The sequence below is a fragment of the Lampropedia aestuarii genome, from assembly GCF_004803635.1.
Classification (GTDB): Bacteria; Pseudomonadota; Gammaproteobacteria; order Burkholderiales; family Burkholderiaceae_C; genus Lampropedia; species Lampropedia aestuarii.
In genome coordinates, this window is the sequence record NZ_SSWX01000010.1 from 78,919 (window position 1) to 96,743 (window position 17,825).

The following is a 17,825-nucleotide window of genomic DNA, read 5'->3' on the forward strand; positions in this document are numbered from 1 at the left end:
GGAGCCAAGCACAAGCATTAAGCTGGCTGTGAGCGAAATGAGCAGTTCCATACCAAAGGCCTTTCGGTTCGGTGAGCAGGCTCTTCAGCGCAAGCGGCGTTGTTAATGGCGGCCACCGGATTGGATGCGTGGCACTGCTCAACCAAACCACGGGCGGTGCATTCACAGCGCCCACATTGGGTTGCAACTCCTAACTCAAACTGGATGTCATCAAAGCTCATGCCAGCGTGGGCGTGACGCGTAATTTCACGATCAGATACTCTGCGGCAGACACACACAATCATGGTTTTGCCTTTATGGCTGGCTTGTTGATATGGGTTGAATTATAAATGCGAATTTTTCGCATTAGCAACTGTCGTCGTAATCCCTTGCAATACTAAGGTTTCAAACCCATTGCAACTTTGCTTTGATGCCCAGCCAAAGGCACAGGCGGTGCGGGCGACCAGATGCATCTATCGCCCTCTCAGTCCTTGAGCGCCTGGCGCAAGCGCTGCAGTCCTGAGCGCAGGCCTTCTTCTACGGTGGGGTGGTAGAACGGGCAGGCCAGCATTTGCGCGACAGTCTGCTCTTGCTGCAATGCCCATGCCAGCAGATGGGCGATGTGCTCTGCCTCGGGGCCAATCATTTCCGCTCCTAAGAAACGGCCGTTGCTGGGGTCGGCATACAAGGCCAGCATGCCGCTGTTGTTGCCATCGACACGGGCACGGCCTTGGTTGGCAAAGGATTGGGTACTGCGTGCGAATGCCTGTTTGTTCTGCTGGAGCTGGCGGTGGCTTTTGCCAACCATGGCGATTTGCGGCTTGCTAAAGACGATGCCCAGCGAGGCACGCAGCGGATAGGGCCTGACATCAGGCCAAGCCGCCGCATTGTTGCCTGCGGCAAATCCATCGTCCGAGGCCTCGTGCAGCACCGGGCGTTCGCTGTGGGCATCGCCCGTGATGAAGATCGGCTGGTTTTTGATCTGGCGCGTCAATGTATCGATGCTGGGCTGACCGCGTTCATCTAAAGCCACATGGGCCGCAGCCAGATTCAAGCCGCTGAGATTGGGCTTGCGGCCAGTGGCCATGAGCAAATAGTCAAATGTTTCGGTGGTGCTGGAGCCGTCTTCGTTGGTGTAGTGCAATTGCACGCCTTGCTCAGTGCGAGTCGCTTGTTCGAGCTGGCTATTAAAGGCGCAGGGCAGCTCAGCAGCGGTGATGTGTTGTGCGCTGGCCAGCACATCGGGGTCGCTCAGTGGGCCAATCTTGTGGTTGCGGCTCAGTAAGCGCACGCGCACCCCTAATGCGTGCAAAGCGTGCGCCAGCTCCAGGCCAATCACGCCACTGCCCATGACCGCGACTGATTGGGGCAAGTCTTGCCAATCAAAGACATCGTCATTGATGATCAGGCGCTCGCCCAATGCTTCCTTGAGCTCGCTTGGCACGACGGGTGAGGCGCCAGTCGCAATCACCACGGTGCGAGCGCGCACCTGGGTATGGTCATCAATTTGCAGCACGCCAGGTGCGATAAACCGTGCCAGACCATGCAGGCGGTGCTCGGGCGGCCAGGCCTCTACCTCGTCGACCGAGAATTGGGCAAAGCGGTCGCGCTCCTCGCGCACGCGCTGCATCACAGCCACGCCATCGATGCGTGGCGCTGGTGCGTGCACGCCAAAGTGCGAGGCTTGACGCACGGCGCGGGCGGCATTGCCTGCGGCAATCAAGAGCTTGCTGGGCATGCAGCCCACGCGTGCACAGGTCGTTCCATACGGCCCTGACTCGATTGTGACGATGCGGTCGGTGTGCTTGCGGGCGCTTTTGTAGGCCACCATGCCGGCGCTGCCCACGCCAATAATCGCAATATCCGTTTCTAAGGTTTTCATTGGATGCCTCCCAGTGTGTATTCAGCTCTGACCGAGCAAAGCGCGTTTGCATCGGTCTGCGACTTGCCAATGCACCTTATACCAAAAGCGCTGCAGCCGCAGCAGACGATGCAAAGGCCAACAAGCTAACGCGCTTGTGCAGATTGGCAGTGTGAATAATGCTTGATTGCGGTAGCAAGGCCCGCACACTGTTGCTTTTTAAGCGAAGTTCCTTTTTAAAAGGCACTTACAAATAGTGTTGATACTTATTCTCACTACAATGCGCGCTGAGAGCCTTTTTACGTTCTTTTCACAAATCGCGTTGGAGTTCAAAAGGAGAGGGTGTGCGGCAAAAAAGCGCAGTGCTGCGTTGCCCGTTGTGCGCATACCCATGTCTGAGCTGCAACAGGTGCCTTGCACTGCCTCTTTTTTGTGCCTAGTGCTATAGCGAAAAAAATGTAAACAGGCTCTGAGAGCCAGCCATAGCAGCGCCCATTGCGGATGTTCGTCTCGCCAGCCATGTTGTTATTTCTTTTGGGAATTACCACCCTATGGCTCGCGCATTCGAATTTTTCAGTGAGGCTTCGCTCTCACGCAGTCACACCGACACCCCTCCTTTTTCTTTGCGGCCTGTGGCCATGCTGATGGCTGGTATGGCCTTGAGCAGCGCTGTGCTGGCGCAAACAACAGCCACTGCGACCTTGCCGGAAGTGCATGTAGAGGCTGTGCAAGAAGAACCAGCCCAAGGCCGCTCGACCGAGTTGAGTGCCGAGGATTTGAACAGGCAAGGCACACGCAGCATGGCCGACGTGGTGCGCAACCAGCCGCTGGTCAGCGCGCCAACGATTGCTTCAGGCTCGGGCAATTTATGGGATGGCGCAGGCACATCGAGCTACAACATCCGTGGCCTCGACGGCAACCGCGTCGCCATTGAGGTCGATGGCGTGGCCTTGCCACCAGTAGAAAACCGCCCTGACAACAACAGCAACAACAGCTATGCGAATAGCCGTGAAACGCTGGAGCCCGAGCTGTATTCGCTGGTGCGCATTGAGAGCGGTCCGACGGCGGCTGGTCAGGGCGGTGCCAGTGGCAGCGCCGGGCGCGTGCGTTTTGCGACCAAATCACCAGAGGAGTTTTTGACTGGCCACACAACCACCTACGGCAGCTACAAAGGCGGCTATTTGTCCAGCGACAAAAGCCGCATGCATGTGCTGACGGGCGCGGCCAAAATCGGCGAGATCCAGGCTTTGGGCATGTATGTGCGCCGTGATGGCGAGCAGCAAAAAAGCCGTGGCGACGTGCCACCCAATGACAAGGACTGGAGCAGCAATGCCGTGCTGGCCAAATTTGTCTGGGGCTCGCAAACCAACAACCGTCTGGGCCTGACGATTGAGCATTTTGACCGCGATACCGAGCTGAGTAACGCCAACAAGATCACTGCATCCTTGCCGCGATCGCCACGCCAGGATGCGAATGACCGCCGCACCCGCATCTCGCTGGATAACCGTTTTGAGGCCAGCGATATCGCGGCCTTTGATGTGCTCAATACCCGTGTGTACTACCAGCAAGCACAAGCGAAAAACGACACCTATGTGCCCCAGACGGTGAGTCTGGGTGTGCCGATTTCGCGCAGCTTGTATACCAATAGCAAGAATGACAGCTGGGGTGTGCAGCTCGATGCGAGCAAACGGCTCGATGGGCAGCATTTGGCCTATGGCCTGAACCTCAGCAGTACCGATAGCAAGCGCCCGTGGGAAGAGGTGCGCACCAACCTGAATACGGGCGCTGAGTCCCTCACCGTCAAAGACCGTGCGGCCTCAGCCAAAACCAGCCAGGCCAGTCTGTATGTGCGCGATACGTTGTCGTTTGAGCTGGGCGGGCGCAAAGCCACAATTACTCCAGGTGTGACGCTGCAGCATTCGCGCATAGCGCCCAAAGATGCGGGGCGCTATGCCGAAGGCTCACCTGCCGCGGCGGGGGAGGTGCACAAGCAATCGTCTACCAACTTGTTGCCCAGCCTAGGCCTGAGCCTGGAGTTGCAGCCGGGCTTTGAAGCCTATGGCCAATACAGCCGCGCAGTGCGCCAGCCGGCTTCCAGCGAGTTGACCGGCTCGTTTGAGAACCCAGGCACAGGCTATGCCGTCCTGGGCAATCCCGATTTGAAGGAGGAGAAGAGCGACAACTTTGAGCTGGGCGTGCGCGGTGCCTTGGTGCCAGGCGTGCAGCTCGATGCCTCGGTGTTCTACAACCGCTACAGCAACTACATCGAATATACCAACCTGGGGGTTGACCCGAACTTGCCGCAGTTCGGTTTGTTTGTCTACCGCACAGAGAACCTGGGCAAGGTCAACATCTGGGGCTCTGAGCTGGCGACCCGTTTTGAGTTGGGTGAGTGGATGCCCTCAGTCCAAGGCCTGAGTGCCACGCTCGCTGGTGGCTGGTCACAAGGGACAACACGCAATACCAGAACTGGTCAGAAGAGCTGGCTGCCATCGGCCTTGCCTGCCAAAGTGGTGGGGGGAGTCGCTTTTGACGATCCGGGTGAGCGCTATGGCCTGGGGCTCAATGTGACCTGGGTGCGTGCCAAACAAGCGCCTACCAGTGACGCACTCACTGGCAACAACACCGAGCGCTTCAAAGTGCCTAGTGCGACGACGCTGGATCTGGCCGGTTATTGGAATATCAACAAGCATGTCACTTGGCGCGCCGGTATTTACAACCTGACGAACCGCAAATACTGGGACTACGCGTCGGTCAATGGTTTGGCCGCCAACGCAAGCAACGACATCCAACGCCAGGCCCAGCCAGGCCGTGCGTTTGGCACCAGCTTGGAGGTGCGCTTCTAAGAACGTAAACACGTTCTAAGCGCCTGCTCACAATTTCCACGCGGCTGCGTCGAGATGATGAACAGAGCTTTAACAGCCAATAGCGAATACAGGCGCGTATGCCACTGGTGCATGCGCGCGCTGGTGTAAGCCTGGGGCAGTCCCGCTGGCAGGCCTTCAATGCGCGGGCTATGCAGGCTGGTACTGCAGCGCCACGGTGCAATTAGCAACACTTTCGATGGATGGATCAACTCGATGAAACAATCAATACACCAATTGGTGGCCTTGCCTTTGGCCATGGCCAGTGCTTTGCTGCTGGGTGCCTGTGCGCACCAGTCTGATGCGGTGCCTGCTGGGCCCAACAAGAGCGCAGTCCATGCAGCTTGGCCGACCCAACAATGCAGCTTTTCCACGCAAGTGGATGACTGGCCAAGCATTACAGCAGGTCTTGCTGCTGCGGCTGTTGCGCCGCAGTTCAGTGTTGTGCGCTTGCAGGCTGAAGGCGTCAAGAGTGCGCCAGATATCATGGCGCGGGTGCTGGATTTGGGGCAGGTGCAGGTGCGTTCGGCGCAAGCGAATGCGTCGATCAGCCGCGTGGGCATTCCCAACCGTTTGCCAGAAGCCTGGAGCCGCAGCAGCGGCGATGCGGCCAAAGACGAGGCGCAGCGCATCTCGAACCGCTTGAATGGCAGTGGCTATTTTGGCGACAAAGTGGACCTGCGCTTTCGCTTCCCGGCTTGGGAATATGCATTTGCACTGACCGATACGTCGGATGCCGATTGCGCACGCCGCAGTCTGGTGTTCTTCAATGCAGCAGGGCAGTTGATTCACACAGTGACGCTGGCCAATACCAGCCATGAAGCCGATTTTGATGCGCTGGTGCAGGACTTTCGCCATGCAGACCAAAGCGTGCCTGCAAAGTTGGAGCCAGTTCAAGCCTTGGATGCGCAAGCTGCCTCAGTGCCCGATGCACAAGTGGATTTGAAGGCCTACCACGAGGCGTGGAATGCGATTGACGACGTGCACCAGTTCAACCGTGTGTTGCGCGATTTCAAGTTGAAGCGTGAACAGTCGGTGCGTTTGGGCCCAACGGATAAAGCACGGGCGCTCGCGCCCGCAGCGGTTGAAGAGTTGTTGCGCAGTGCGGTGAAAGAGGCGATTCCCATCATGGTGTTCGTCAGCAATGGGGCTGTCATCCAAGTGCACGGCGACACGATTCACAATGTGCGCGCTGTGGGCGACTGGTTGATCGTGGATGATCCGGATTCCTACATCACGATCAACCGCGCCGCAGTGCACAGCGCCTGGGCGATTGAGCGTGCTGGCGTGTACTCGGTCGATGTGTTTGATGGGCAAGCACAGCTGATTGCGTCTTTCTTTGGCGTGCGCTCCAAAGACAATCCAGAGCCTGCGCCATGGATCAATTTGGTCAAACGCTTGCCAGCCCAATAAAGGCCATTTTTTTAGATCGTAAACACGTTCTAAAAGGCAGCCCAGTCGCTTTGTGTGACTGGGCTTTTCTTTTATTGGAATGCGATGCGTGCGACCGACTCGTCCGCGCCTTTGGCGCTGCCTTGGCCATTTTTGACCGACACAAACAGCACTTGCTGCGCTGGGTTGTAGCTCAGGCTATTGGGATGGTCTTTGAGTGCAATGGTTTGCTCAACGGCCAAATCTTTGGCATTGTGCACGGTGACTGAGCCCGAGCCACGGTTGGTGACAAACAGGTGCTTGGATGCTGGATCAACCAGCAAGGCGATTGGCCCAAGACCAGTGGGCGCGCTTTGGATGATGGCGCCGGTATTGGGGTTGAACTCAATCAAGCGGTTGCCGGGTGTGGGCGTGAACGTTGGCTCGTTTTTTTGACGGCGTTCGTTGATGGCTGCCAAGCCTTGATCGGTGGCAAATAAACGGCCGCTAGCGGCATCAAATGCCAGGTTGATGAGCTGGTCGGCCGCGACCTGGTAGGCCTTGGTGATGCTGAGATCGGTGGTCGAGACTTCGTACAAATTGCCGCGCAAATTGGACAGAAACAGGCGCTTGCCTTGGGCGTCCAGCGCAACGCCAGTGGTCACAGGGCCCAAGCCGGGGATGACTTTTTCAACGGCGAGTTGGTCTGTGTTGACCACATACAAGGCGCTGTCGGTGCCGCTAAAGCCGGGCGCATACAAGCGCTGGTTGGCTGAATCTAGTACCAGCTGGCGGAAATGGTGGGCGAATTTTTCTTTGCCATCGCTGCCGGTGATTGTCTCAGCCAAGGCGATCACACCAATTGGCTGTAGCGTGCGCGTATCGAGCACGGTGATGCTGCCTTCAAGTCCATTGCCAACATAGAGGCGGTTGGCCGCATCGTCGAGTGCCACGCCAAAGCCACGCAAGGGCAGCTCGGTGTGTGCTTGTACGGCCAGGGTTTGAGGGTCTAAACGCAGCAGTTGGCTGGCCGGTGCATCAGGGCCAAAACCACCTGCTGAGGCGACAAACAAGGCGTTTTGATTGGCCGAGTAGGCCAGTTCATACAGGCTTGGCGCAATTGCTTGTTGCTGCACTGGTGCAGCCGTGCCCAGTTGCGTGCTTGTGCTGGTGCTGGGGGCAAAGACAGATTGCGTCGCTCCAGTGCTTGTGCAGGCGGCCAGTGCGAGGCAGCTCAATGCCAATAGCCAGACAGGCGCGCGCTTGGTGAGGAGGAGTTTGGTCATGGATAGACAGGCTTTCAGAGAGGGGTTGAAAGTTGGCTAAGCACATGACCTGAGACTGCAAGAAGGGCTTGCAATCGGTGCAAACGCACTATGGCTGGACGAAGCTGTATTCTCGCACAGCCATTGCGCACAAAACGCTTCAACATGCTGCCTGCCTGGCCTTTGTGGGCTTGCGAAAACAGAGCCGCAATGGACTGCGGCAGCGTTTAATAGGCCAAGAATTCCCGCATCCACTCGGCGAGAATTTCGGGCTGGTCGTGGTGGATATTGTGGCTGGCGTTGTCGACGGTTCGAATGGTGTGGTGCGCGACGCTTTGCAGCCGTTCGTGGTATTGGGCCACCGTGTATGTGCCATCCCAGAACTGGCTCAAACTGCAATCGGTGGCTTCAATTGCCAATACGTCGGCGGTGATTTCGCGGTAGAGCGCCAAGGTTTCTTCGGCACGGTATACCAAGGGGCTGCTGACCTTGTGCCCTGCATCCACCAACACCTGCCACTGGCCATTCTCCAACTCTTTGGCCCACACACCTGCCAGCCACAGTGCCTTGTCTTGGCTGAGGCGGGGATTGGTTTTGATCAAGCGCTCAGCGACCGCCTGCCGACTTGCATAGGGTCTTACTGCCAGCTTGCCTGCGCGTGCCTGGGCCGTTTGATCCAACCAGTTGCGCAGGCGGCTTGGCGCTTGTGCAGGACTGCCATCGGGCAGCCCAAAACCTTCCAGGTTGATCAGTTTGCGAACGCGTTCGGGGCGGATGCCGGCATACAACATCGCCACATTGCCGCCCATGCTGTGGCCAACCAGGTCAATGGGGCGAGCATCTTCAGCATAGTGTGCGAGCAAAACTTCCAAATCTGCGAAATAATCGGCAAACAGGTAACTGTCAACAGATTGCGGCGCTTCGCTGCGGCCAAAGCCGCGCCAATCGGGTGCGATGATCTGGCGTTGGGCGACCCAGTCGGCGCCCAGGGCATCAATGACAAACTGGTAGGACGCCCCGACATCGCCCCAGCCGTGCGCGAGCACCAGCAAGGGGGCGTTGTGGTCAAGGCCCTGGCCCCAACAGTTCACGTGGTAGGACACGCCCCGAATGGGCAGTTGTTCTGTTTGGGCTGGAATCAGTGGGCTGTACATGGTCTTGATGGAATGGGATTTTTGTTAACGCTCAACGGCCAAGGCCGGTGAGCACACGCATACGCATAGAAAGCACGCAATGGAAAAACGCACTCTAGGTCAAAGCGACTTGCAGGTCAGCCCGATCTGCCTTGGCACCATGACTTTTGGCGAGCAAGTGGGCGAGGCCCAGTCACATGCCATTTTGGATCAGGCTTTGGCCGCAGGCGTGGACTTTTGGGACACCGCCGAGATGTATTCTGTCCCGCCTCGCCGCGAAACCTATGGCGCCACGGAGACAATTCTGGGCAACTGGTTTGCTAAAAATCCTGGCAAACGCAACCAAGTGGTGCTGGCCAGCAAAGTCGCGGGACCCAGCCGTGGGATGCCGTGGGTGCGCGAGGGCAAAGGCATGACGGCTGCTGATATCGTCGCATCCTGCGATGCGAGCTTAAAGCGCCTGCAAACCGATGTGATTGATCTCTACCAGATCCACTGGCCAGAGCGCAATGTGCCTGCCTTTGGCGCGATGTACTTTAACCCTGAGTTGGAGCGCACGCAAACCAGTATTTTGGAGCAATTGCAAGCGCTCGACGGTTTGGTGCGGGCAGGCAAGATCCGCTATATCGGCCTGTCCAATGAGACCCCATATGGCGTGCATGAATTTGTGCGTTTGGCTGAGCAGCATGGTCTGGCGCGTGTGGTGAGCATCCAAAACCCCTATGCGTTGACCAACCGCTGGTACGAGAATGCCTTGGATGAAACCTGCTATCGCCTGAATGTTGGCCTGTTGGCCTACTCGCCACTGGCGTTTGGTGCCCTGACTGGCAAATACGACCAAACCGGTATTTTCAGTGCCGAAGCACCGCGTGGCCGCTTGAGCATCTATGAGGCGACACAAAAGCAGCGCTGGGCACGTGCATCAGCCATTGCCACTGCCAAGCGCTACAACGATTTGGCACGTGAGCACGGCCTGACACCGACCCAGTTGGCGCTGTCTTTTGTTTATCACAAGTGGCAAGTGGCCAGCACCATCATTGGCGTGACCACCCAGGCGCAATTGGCCGAAGATATCGAAGCCTGGAATGTGCGATTGTCTGCGCCAGTGCTGGAGGCGATTGACGCGATTCGTCTGGAATTGCGCGACCCAGCGGTGTAAAAAAAGCACGCTGAGTGCGTGCTTTCAATGGACAGCGTTGAGCGTTTTAAGAGGCGCTGGCGGCTTCTTTGAGCAGCGCACGCACATCGGCGGCAATCGCTTGGGCATCCGTGCCATAAGGCAAGTACAAGCGTATCTTGGTTTGTGGGTCATACACAAAGCCACCGGCTGTGTGGTTCATCGTATACACCTCAGGCGATGGACCAGGCACTTTCTCATAGGTCACGCGGAAGTTTTGCGCCATCGCCTTGGTTTGCTCGGCATTGCCAATCAGGGCAATGGCCTTGGGGTCAAAGCTGTCCAGGTAAGCGCGCATCACCTCGGGGGTGTCACGCTCGGGGTCGATGGTGACAAACAGCACCTGGAATTGGTCAGCCTGCTCGCCCAATTGGCTTTTGACCTCGGCCATCTCCAGCATGGTGGTCGGGCACACATCAGGGCATTGGGCAAAGCCAAAGAACACATAGGTCACTTTGCCTTTGAAATCGGCCAGCGTGCTGGTGCCGCCTTCGGAGTTGGGCATGCTCCAGTCTTTGCCAAAACCAGAGGTGCTGATATCCACGCCGTTGAGTTTCGGCGGTGGTTCGGTTTTGCTGCAGGCGGCCAGACTCAGTGCGACGGTCAGGCCTGCCAAAACAGCAGCCGTTTTGCCAAAGCGGGTGAGGGAGTTGCGCAATGCACGAAGTGTGGTCATAGTTTGAATCAAGTGGTTACGGCGGCCTCTACGATGGGCACAAGGCACATGCAGAGGGCGCGAATCAAAAAGGCTGGCGCATAGACCTGCCAAGCAGGCAGCAGCGCCGCGGATTCAATGGCTCACAGGGATGGCAGCCAACTGGTGCTGCCTGCTCTGCGTCTGTTGTGAGCCTGTTTAGTGGCCCTCATGCCCAGCCGCTGCGGCATCTGCCGCTTTGGGCTCTTCAACCCATACTTCAACTGGTACTTCGCCAGCTTTCTCAAACGTGATGGTCAGGGTGAATTTGTCACCGACTTTCAAAGGCTCTTTCAACTCCATCAGCATCACATGGAGCTTGTTGTCCTTGCCCAATGTCAAGGTTTGACCGGCAGGGATCGACACACCATCAACCTTGAACATGCGCATCACATCGTTTTCCATTTTCATGTCATGGATTTCGGTGTGTTTGGCGACATCGCTGCGCACGGAGAGGATTTTGTCTTCGTCAGAGCCTTTGTTTTGCACGCCAAAGTAGGCCGCTGAGCTGAGCACGCCAGGGCGTGTGGGCTTGGCATTGGGGTGAATGATGGTGAGCTCACCTGCTTCGGCACTATGGGCCTGGCTGGTGAGGCTGAACAAGGCTGCGAAGGCGAGCACAGTGGCTTGAATAAAGGCTTTCATGGTCAATATCTCTTTCAAATTCAAATGGATGCGCCAGTTGTGCAGGGATAGGAAGCACACGCAGGTGGGCGCATCGTGGAGGAGGGCAGCACGCATAGTCGCCAGCACATCGGCCGATGGCAGGCGGATCGCGGGCCTATTTCTTGCAGCCGAGGCTGCTGTGCGTAGCGCGTGCCAACAGGCACCCAGCGGCATGCGCAGTGCGGTTGTTGGCGCTTGGAGTACGCAGAGTGGGTGAACAGATGCTCAGACCTGCGCAGGAGGCGCGCGCGGTGGCGGTATGCGCAAGTGCTTGCCAGTGGCAGCGATGGGGGTGGTGTAAGTCCACCTTGTCAGGTAGAGGACATAGGCGTGTGCCAGCGGATCGGCCACACGCAACATGCCATCGTGCAAAGGCAGAACATGGCCGGCGTGGCTGAATGGGCAGGGCGCCATCCATGGGAAAACGGCGTCGCTTGTGCGCTGTTGGGGAGTCTTGCGCTCTTGCAGCGCCAGGAAAGACTCAAGACTGGGCTGCGATGTCTCGATCCACTCCATGCCGTTGGGCGTGCAGACCAACACGCGATGTGTGCTGGACTGGGCGGCATTGATGATGCTGGGGTGCAAGACCGCCCACAAAACCGCCAATAGCAGCGCTATTGTGGTGGTGCGAAGTGTTGCGCGGGAAAACATCATGCAAGAGAGGAGGGTGTACTGCTGGAGGGGGCATGGCGGCCAGTGTTTGCCGCAGCGATAGTTCCTGTCATTGGTACGGGACCATGACCGCCACATCGGTGCCATTCGGGATGGCCATCGCGACTCATGCATTACAAGTTTTCAAAAGTCGCAACCGCCTATTATGCCTGTGCTATGGCTGTGAAATTAAATGGCCTTTAAATTTCCACTGGTAACGGTTGGCGGGTGCCTGTTTGACATTGAAAAAACTCCAAATTTTTGTTGGATTTTTAATATAAAAAAACAACTTTTGTGATTCTTATAGCTTTAATGACAGTCGCTTCAGGCGCTGTTTTTAATAATCCGATAATTAGAAAGCGCTGATTGGTATTTGCCCCAGTACAGTCGTAGGCTTGGCCTGCGTAGTATTGCGCCCTATTCTATTTCTACAATTTAATGAGGATATTGATAATGGCACTGAAATTTTCTACTGCGGCTTTGTTGCCCGTTTGCATGGCAGTAATGGCCATTGCCACTCCTGCGCAAGCGCAGGACTATCCCGCTAAACCAATTACGATCATCGTGCCTTTCACGGCAGGTGGCCCAACCGATAAAGTCGCGCGCGATTTTGCCGAGGCTTTTCGCAAGCAATTGGGCAATGTGTCAGTGGTGATCGACAACTCCGCCGGTGCTGGCAGCAGTATTGGTGTGGCCAAAGCTGCCCGTGCTGCGCCGGACGGCTATACGCTGCTGTTGACCCATATTGGCATGTCGACCATTCCCTCCCTGTACCGCAAATTGTCATTTAATGTGCAGGATGATTTTGAGTATCTGGGCATCATCAATGATGTGCCTATGACGCTGATTGCTCGTCCCACACTGGAGGCCAATAACTACTCTGAATTGGCCACTTGGATGGCGTCGCAGAAAAATGGCGTGAACCTGGGCAATGCCGGTTTGGGCTCGGCGTCGCATCTGTGCGGTTTGATGTTCCAGGACGCAACCAATACCCAGATGGTGACTATTCCTTACGGTGGTACAGCGCCTGCGATTGCTGATTTGCTGGGCGGCCAGATCGATTTGCTGTGTGACCAGACCACCAATACCACGGCGCAAATTGCAGGTAAAAAAGTCAAGGCTTATGCTGTGACAACACCTGAGCGTTTGGAAGGCGAGGTATACAAAGACGTGCCAACTTTGGCAGAGTCGGGTTTGAAAGACTTTAACGTGACAATCTGGCATGGTTTGTACGCACCAAAAGGCACACCACAAGCGGTGCTGACCAAAGTCAATGATGCCCTCAAAGCCGCATTGCAAGATCCCGAGTTTATCCAACGCCAGAAAGACCTTGGCGCTGTGGTGGCGTCTGACAACCGGGTCAATCCCGCTGAGCACAAAGCCTTTGTTGCTGCTGAAATTGACAAATGGGGCACGGTTATTAAAGCCGCTGGCCAATACGCCGATTAATGCTTATACATAATGGCCTTGCTATATTGAAAAAAGCCAGCATTTGCTGGCTTTTTTTCATGCTTTGAGTGGCGCAATTCCTGCGCAACTCTTTGTTGTAGTCTGAACAGACGCTTCAGACGCAGTTAATTACACGGCTATTGCCTGGAAATGCGAGCTAGGCGCAACAATTTGCTGCTGCTGCGCAACCAGTGGCAAGTCCCTTTGTCCAGCCTCGGTATGGCTGACCAATTCGTACAGGCTGGCGGTGGCCTGCTCCAAAGCTTGCGGCAGTGTTTTGTGTTGCAGCAAATGCGCCAAAATAATGGCCGAGAATGCATCGCCCATGCCATTGGGCAGCGGTGTTACTGCCACCAAAGGCGTCTGCACGGCCCAAGCCTGCTGGGCTGTGATGGCGACGGTGGCCAGTTGGCCGCTGGCAATATCGGGTGTCATTAGGCTGGTGATGACCACTGTTTTTGTGCTGCCAGCAATGTACTGTTTGGCCACGGCAATGGCATGGGCCAAAGAGTGGAGTGTCACGCCCATCAATTGCTCGAATTCAAATTGGTTGGGCGTGATGATGTCCGCCGCTGCCAGCGTATGGTCGCGGTGGTATTCAGGAATTCCGGGACGCACAAACACACCGCGCCCGACATCGCCAAAGACAGGGTCGCACACATACACGGCTTTGGGGTTGGCGCTTTTGATGCGTGCTGTGATGTCCAAAATCGCATCGCCAATGCTGCTGTCGCCCATATAACCAGAGAGCACAGCATCAATGCGCGGCAAAATAGCCCGGTCTTCAAGACCTAAAAATACCTCGCGCAAGTGATTGACATCAAACACTTGGCCACGAAAGGCGCCATAGCCGGTGTGGTTAGAGAACTGCACTGTATGCACTGGCAGCACCTCGATGCCCAGTCGTTGCAAAGGAAAGACGGCGGCGGAATTTCCCGCATGGCCATAGGCGACATGAGACTGAACGGACAAAACAATGGGAGTCATAGGGCGGCTTGGTGAGTCAATCGTGTGAACGCATGCAAAGCAATGGATTGCTTTTATTGTGCACTTGAATTTTCTGGCTGCGCGTGTTGAGACGAAAAATGCCTGGCATTCCAAGCAAAAAGCCTCCGTCAGGAGGCTTTTTGTTTTTTTACTAAGCAGCGATGGCTGTGCCTGCTGCATCAGAGTAGTGGCTTAACGCTTAGTCTTCACCACCAAAAATGCCCAGCAACATCAGCAAGTTTTGGAAGATATTAAAGACACTCAGGTACAGCGACAGTGTGGCAGAGATGTAGTTGGTCTCGCCGCCATCAACAATGCGCTTGATGTCATACATCAGCCAGAAGCTGAACAAAGCAATTGCAGCAGCAGACAGGGCGGCCATCATTGCAGTGGACTGGAATACAAAAGCGTTCAGCAAAGCGGTCACGATGATCACAATCGCACCGACCATCAGCCATTTGCCAGCGCCAGAGAAATCACGCTTGGTCGTTGTCGCGATGGTGGCCATTGTGGCAAACACTGCAGCAGTGCCAGCAAACGCAGTCATGACCAGTTGCGTGCCATTGCCCATGCCCAGAATGACGGAGAGCAAGCGCGAGAGCATAACGCCCATGAAGAAAGTAAAGGCCAGCAGCAAGAGCACGCCCATGCTGGAGTTTTTGGTTTTCTCAATCGCATAGATAAAGCCAAAAGCGCCCGCAAAGAACACCACTAAGCCGACGACTCCACTCAGTGAAGCGGCAACGCCGGTCACCAAACCGATGTATGCGCCCAGCACTGTGGGGATCATCGACAAGGCCAGCAACCAATACGTATTGCGCAATACACGATTGCGCATCTGGGTAATTGCACCGTACTCAACAGACTGGTTGGGCACGCCAAATGGTTGGTTCATGCGTATCTCCTCGGTAAAAATGAAAATCTAGTGAAGAAATTCTATATGGTGTGCTCTGGCTTAATCACAAAACCTTGCGGTATGCAAGTTTTTTCCCGGCTCAAGTTAAAAATAATTAACCATGAATGCGTGGCGATTGAGGCTGTACGTGCTTGCTACCGAGTTGCTGGCATAAAAAAAGCGGATGCCTTGGCATCCGCTTTGTAAGCATATTGTGTGGAAAAAAAGCTTGGCTAATCAGCGATGTGCCCAATCGCACAACTGTTGGCTGGCTAAAACGACCTAGCTATATCTTGTAGACAAGATTCGGGTCGCCCCACGATGAAACTGCTTCAGAGTTGGCGATAGCAACTGTTCTCAAAAAAAGCCTGGCTATTGGGTAATCAACCTGTGGCTGGCTAAAACGACCTGGTTGAGCCTATCAGAAAGCTCTGGTCGCCCCACGATGAAACGGTCGTGCTATCGGCAAGAAAATTTATTTGGTGAGAATCAACTTGCCCAATTTGGTGGCTTGAAGGCGGTACAGCGAGCCGTTATGGTGAATCGTTACAGATTTCTGACCTTTCAAAAGCTCAAGGCTTTCCAAAGCGGCAGTATTGTTGGCGGCGATGTGCACAGGGCTGGCTGGCTCATGCGGGTTTTTGTTAGCTAGGGTCATTGCAAAACGATCAAAATAATTCACGACTATTTGCACAATTCAAGCCCTTGGAAGGGATTGTCCATCCCTTGTGGCCTCGTGATGCTCTCGATGAAGCTAATGATAATTATTCTTATTTGCTTGCGCAAGTGTTTTGTTGAAATACCCTTGGTTTTTTTCAGGCTATCGCCTTCGCAGAGCTAGAGAGGTGTTGTCGCGATCCGATCGCAGTGGTGTCAGAGACAAAAACACCACTGGACGTCTGTCGAAGCCCACACTGGCGTGTGATTACCGTTGGCGCCGCGGCAGTGCGTCAGGACTGCCTTGCAGCTTTTGCTAGTGCTTCAACGCAGTTTGCGTGGGATGAGGAACAGCGCGCTTAAATGGTTTCGTGCTCGCCCAAGTAGCGCCATTGGCCTGGAGGGAGCATGCCCAGCGCGAGTTGCCCAATGCGAACGCGTTTGAGGGCGGTCACATGCAGGCCGACTTGTTCGCACATGCGGCGAATCTGGCGTTTTTTGCCTTCGCGCAATACAAAGCGCAATTGCTCTGGGTTTTGCCAATCGACCTCCGCCGGCTTGAGTGCAACGCCATCCAGTGACAGCCCATGGCGCAACAGCGCCAGTTGCTCGGCAGGAAAATGGCTTTGCACGTCAACAGAAATCGTTTGGTTGTCAGGTGCAGCGTAGCTCACGCGCACCAGGTATTCTTTATCGACCTCACTCATCTCACCAATGATGTGCCTGGCCATACGGCCATCTTGCGTCAGGATCAGAATACCGGTCGAGTCGATGTCCAGGCGGCCAGCCGGTGCAAAGCCCATGAGCGAGCGCGGATTCTTGCGCTGGGTGAGCCCGCCTTGTTGCCACTGGTTCTGCTCGGTGATCAATACCAGCGCGGGTTGGTGGCCATCTTCTGCCTGGCCACTGACGTAGCCGACCGGTTTGTGCAAAATGATCGTGCTCAGTTGCGCCTGGTGCTCGTGCGCCACCGCGGCCACATGCACGCGATCCCCTTCTTGCACGCGTTGCCCCATCTCAACGGGCTTGCCATTGATTGTGACCCAGCCGCGCTCAATCCATTGGTCGGCTTCACGGCGTGAGCACCATTGCTGGTCGGCCAAATACTTGTTCAGGCGCACACCTTCTGCGCTGGCCGCCGGTGCTTGTCTTGGTGTTTGTGCGGCGGGGCGTTTGTATTCGTTGTTGCGCGGCGTTGGTGCGTCAAAGTGTCTATCGCCGCCGCGTGGTGCGCCGCCTTGGCGTTGTGGCTTGCTCCAGGCATCGTCCGCTGGGCGATTGTCTTGGCGATTGAAAGAGCCGTAAGCGCGGGTTTGGTTTTGTGGCGTGCTGCGGCCTGCAGGCGCACGCGCTGGCCTGGAGTCGTGATTGGATGGCGCAGGTGCATCAAAGCGGTTATTGCCGCCGCGTGGTGCGTTGTCTTGGCGCTGCGGCTTGCCCCAGGCATCGTCCGTTGGGCGATTGTCTTGGCGATTGAAAGAGCCGTAAGCGCGGGTTTGGTTTTGTGGCGTGCTGCGGCCTGCAGGCGCACGCGCTGGCCTGGAGTCGTGATTGGATGGCGCAGGTGCATCAAAGCGGTTATTGCCGCCGCGTGGTGCGTTGTCTTGGCGCTGCGGCTTGCCCCAGGCATCGTCCGTTGGGCGATTGTCTTGGCGATTGAATGAGCCATAAGCACCAGTCTGGTTGCGCGGTGTGCTGCGACTTTCAGCTCCTTTGGGCTGGCTGAATGGTCTCGCTGGCGCGCCAGCCGGCTTGGCGGGCTGTTTTGGCGTGTTGCTGGCCGGGGCAGAGCCATCCAAACGCAGCGTGTTGGCGCGCGGTGTATTGGTTTGGCGTTGTGGCTTAGCCCACGCATTGCCCGTTTGCCCTTTGCTGGCGCCAGCCTGATTGCGCGGCGTACTGCGGCTTGCTGGCGCAGACCCCTCGGCGGGTGTGGCCGTTTTGGATAAAGTCAGGGTCGGGCGTTCGGGGGGCGTGGGAGCAGTCATGGCGCAATCGATAAAAAACCTAGCAAGTCAGCACTGTAGCCGATCGCTTGAAGTGATTGCGTAAGAACGTGTTTACGATCTTTTTACAGACCGCGTTGGAGCCCAAAAGGATACGATGCGCGACAAAAACCGCAGTCGGGCTATTTGCCCGGCGAGGATTTTTAACAAAGCAGCGTGCCTTTTTGGCT

At 56.1% G+C, this 17,825-nt stretch carries 15 protein-coding genes; 4 read left to right on the forward strand and 11 right to left on the reverse strand.

The genetic code is table 11. From position 1 onward, the window contains the following. Window positions 1-17 precede the first annotated feature (17 nt). Both E8K88_RS09275 and E8K88_RS09280 read right to left on the reverse strand, forming a co-directional pair. Complete coding sequence (locus tag E8K88_RS09275; protein ID WP_136406389.1) at window positions 18-284, reverse strand: (2Fe-2S)-binding protein; 267 nt, start codon at window positions 282-284, stop codon at window positions 18-20. 179 nt (window positions 285-463) lie between these two features. After that, the gene (locus E8K88_RS09280) at window positions 464-1,861 is read right to left on the reverse strand and encodes a dihydrolipoyl dehydrogenase (RefSeq protein WP_136406390.1); all 1,398 of its coding nucleotides are present in this window, start codon (window positions 1,859-1,861) and stop codon (window positions 464-466) included. Between the two features lie 530 nt (window positions 1,862-2,391). On the opposite strand from E8K88_RS09280, the gene E8K88_RS09285 reads away from it, so the two are divergent. Both E8K88_RS09285 and E8K88_RS09290 read left to right on the forward strand, forming a co-directional pair. Further along, the gene (locus tag E8K88_RS09285; RefSeq protein ID WP_136406391.1) at window positions 2,392-4,686 is read left to right on the forward strand and encodes a TonB-dependent hemoglobin/transferrin/lactoferrin family receptor; all 2,295 of its coding nucleotides are present in this window, start codon (window positions 2,392-2,394) and stop codon (window positions 4,684-4,686) included. A 234-nt stretch (window positions 4,687-4,920) separates the two neighbouring features. Then, on the forward strand, window positions 4,921-6,117 hold the full coding sequence (locus E8K88_RS09290) for a ChuX/HutX family heme-like substrate-binding protein (protein ID WP_168797291.1): 1,197 nt from the start codon (window positions 4,921-4,923) through the stop codon (window positions 6,115-6,117). Between the two features lie 71 nt (window positions 6,118-6,188). Here the strand turns inward: E8K88_RS09290 and E8K88_RS09295 are convergent, their stop codons facing one another. Together E8K88_RS09295 and E8K88_RS09300 are read right to left on the reverse strand one after the other, a co-directional pair. Beyond that, the gene (locus E8K88_RS09295) at window positions 6,189-7,361 is read right to left on the reverse strand and encodes a YncE family protein (RefSeq protein ID WP_136406393.1); all 1,173 of its coding nucleotides are present in this window, start codon (window positions 7,359-7,361) and stop codon (window positions 6,189-6,191) included. 206 nt (window positions 7,362-7,567) lie between these two features. Continuing rightward, complete coding sequence (locus E8K88_RS09300) at window positions 7,568-8,494, reverse strand: alpha/beta fold hydrolase (protein WP_136406394.1); 927 nt, start codon at window positions 8,492-8,494, stop codon at window positions 7,568-7,570. A 79-nt stretch (window positions 8,495-8,573) separates the two neighbouring features. Between E8K88_RS09300 and E8K88_RS09305 the strand changes: the two genes are divergently transcribed. Then, window positions 8,574-9,632 carry an aldo/keto reductase gene (locus E8K88_RS09305; protein ID WP_136406395.1) on the forward strand — a complete coding sequence of 353 codons (1,059 nt, stop codon included), beginning with the start codon at window positions 8,574-8,576 and terminating at the stop codon, window positions 9,630-9,632. 46 nt (window positions 9,633-9,678) lie between these two features. Here the strand turns inward: E8K88_RS09305 and E8K88_RS09310 are convergent, their stop codons facing one another. From E8K88_RS09310 to E8K88_RS09320, 3 genes are all read right to left on the reverse strand, one after another. Further along, window positions 9,679-10,326 carry an SCO family protein gene (locus tag E8K88_RS09310; RefSeq protein WP_136406396.1) on the reverse strand — a complete coding sequence of 216 codons (648 nt, stop codon included), beginning with the start codon at window positions 10,324-10,326 and terminating at the stop codon, window positions 9,679-9,681. 177 nt (window positions 10,327-10,503) lie between these two features. Continuing rightward, window positions 10,504-10,989: a copper chaperone PCu(A)C gene (locus tag E8K88_RS09315; protein WP_168797292.1), complete on the reverse strand. Its 486-nt coding sequence runs from the start codon at window positions 10,987-10,989 to the stop codon at window positions 10,504-10,506. 246 nt (window positions 10,990-11,235) lie between these two features. Next, window positions 11,236-11,664: a hypothetical protein gene (locus E8K88_RS09320; RefSeq protein ID WP_136406398.1), complete on the reverse strand. Its 429-nt coding sequence runs from the start codon at window positions 11,662-11,664 to the stop codon at window positions 11,236-11,238. A 492-nt stretch (window positions 11,665-12,156) separates the two neighbouring features. On the opposite strand from E8K88_RS09320, the gene E8K88_RS09325 reads away from it, so the two are divergent. Then, a complete protein-coding gene (locus E8K88_RS09325) occupies window positions 12,157-13,110 on the forward strand; it encodes a tripartite tricarboxylate transporter substrate-binding protein (RefSeq protein ID WP_240754434.1) in 954 nt (317 codons plus the stop codon). Between the two features lie 129 nt (window positions 13,111-13,239). On the opposite strand, the gene pdxY is transcribed toward E8K88_RS09325, so the two are convergent. The 4 genes from pdxY to E8K88_RS09345 form a co-directional block, all read right to left on the reverse strand. Then, the gene (pdxY, locus tag E8K88_RS09330) at window positions 13,240-14,097 is read right to left on the reverse strand and encodes a pyridoxal kinase PdxY (RefSeq protein WP_136406400.1); all 858 of its coding nucleotides are present in this window, start codon (window positions 14,095-14,097) and stop codon (window positions 13,240-13,242) included. Window positions 14,098-14,296: 199 nt separating this feature from the next. Then, window positions 14,297-14,992 carry a Bax inhibitor-1 family protein gene (locus E8K88_RS09335; protein WP_136406401.1) on the reverse strand — a complete coding sequence of 232 codons (696 nt, stop codon included), beginning with the start codon at window positions 14,990-14,992 and terminating at the stop codon, window positions 14,297-14,299. Between the two features lie 475 nt (window positions 14,993-15,467). Next, window positions 15,468-15,650 (reverse strand): hemin uptake protein HemP, encoded by a 183-nt coding sequence (gene hemP, locus E8K88_RS09340; RefSeq protein ID WP_136406442.1) that lies wholly within the window; start codon window positions 15,648-15,650, stop codon window positions 15,468-15,470. 358 nt (window positions 15,651-16,008) lie between these two features. Further along, window positions 16,009-17,637: a pseudouridine synthase gene (locus E8K88_RS09345; RefSeq protein ID WP_136406402.1), complete on the reverse strand. Its 1,629-nt coding sequence runs from the start codon at window positions 17,635-17,637 to the stop codon at window positions 16,009-16,011. Window positions 17,638-17,825: the final 188 nt, after the last annotated feature.

What these genes read in the sequence shown, in the direction of transcription:
- E8K88_RS09345 (WP_136406402.1), bottom strand. Translation starts at nt 17,637, where the DNA reads ATGACTGCTCCCACGCCCCCCGAACGCCCGACCCTGACTTTATCCAAA.
- E8K88_RS09315 (WP_168797292.1), bottom strand. Translation starts at nt 10,989, where the DNA reads ATGAAAGCCTTTATTCAAGCCACTGTGCTCGCCTTCGCAGCCTTGTTC.
- E8K88_RS09295 (WP_136406393.1), bottom strand. Translation starts at nt 7,361, where the DNA reads ATGACCAAACTCCTCCTCACCAAGCGCGCGCCTGTCTGGCTATTGGCA.
- pdxY (WP_136406400.1), bottom strand. Translation starts at nt 14,097, where the DNA reads ATGACTCCCATTGTTTTGTCCGTTCAGTCTCATGTCGCCTATGGCCAT.
- E8K88_RS09305 (WP_136406395.1), top strand. Translation starts at nt 8,574, where the DNA reads ATGGAAAAACGCACTCTAGGTCAAAGCGACTTGCAGGTCAGCCCGATC.
- E8K88_RS09335 (WP_136406401.1), bottom strand. Translation starts at nt 14,992, where the DNA reads ATGAACCAACCATTTGGCGTGCCCAACCAGTCTGTTGAGTACGGTGCA.
- E8K88_RS09325 (WP_240754434.1), top strand. Translation starts at nt 12,157, where the DNA reads ATGGCAGTAATGGCCATTGCCACTCCTGCGCAAGCGCAGGACTATCCC.
- E8K88_RS09290 (WP_168797291.1), top strand. Translation starts at nt 4,921, where the DNA reads ATGAAACAATCAATACACCAATTGGTGGCCTTGCCTTTGGCCATGGCC.
- E8K88_RS09285 (WP_136406391.1), top strand. Translation starts at nt 2,392, where the DNA reads ATGGCTCGCGCATTCGAATTTTTCAGTGAGGCTTCGCTCTCACGCAGT.
- E8K88_RS09310 (WP_136406396.1), bottom strand. Translation starts at nt 10,326, where the DNA reads ATGACCACACTTCGTGCATTGCGCAACTCCCTCACCCGCTTTGGCAAA.
- E8K88_RS09320 (WP_136406398.1), bottom strand. Translation starts at nt 11,664, where the DNA reads ATGATGTTTTCCCGCGCAACACTTCGCACCACCACAATAGCGCTGCTA.
- hemP (WP_136406442.1), bottom strand. Translation starts at nt 15,650, where the DNA reads ATGACCCTAGCTAACAAAAACCCGCATGAGCCAGCCAGCCCTGTGCAC.
- E8K88_RS09275 (WP_136406389.1), bottom strand. Translation starts at nt 284, where the DNA reads ATGATTGTGTGTGTCTGCCGCAGAGTATCTGATCGTGAAATTACGCGT.
- E8K88_RS09300 (WP_136406394.1), bottom strand. Translation starts at nt 8,494, where the DNA reads ATGTACAGCCCACTGATTCCAGCCCAAACAGAACAACTGCCCATTCGG.
- E8K88_RS09280 (WP_136406390.1), bottom strand. Translation starts at nt 1,861, where the DNA reads ATGAAAACCTTAGAAACGGATATTGCGATTATTGGCGTGGGCAGCGCC.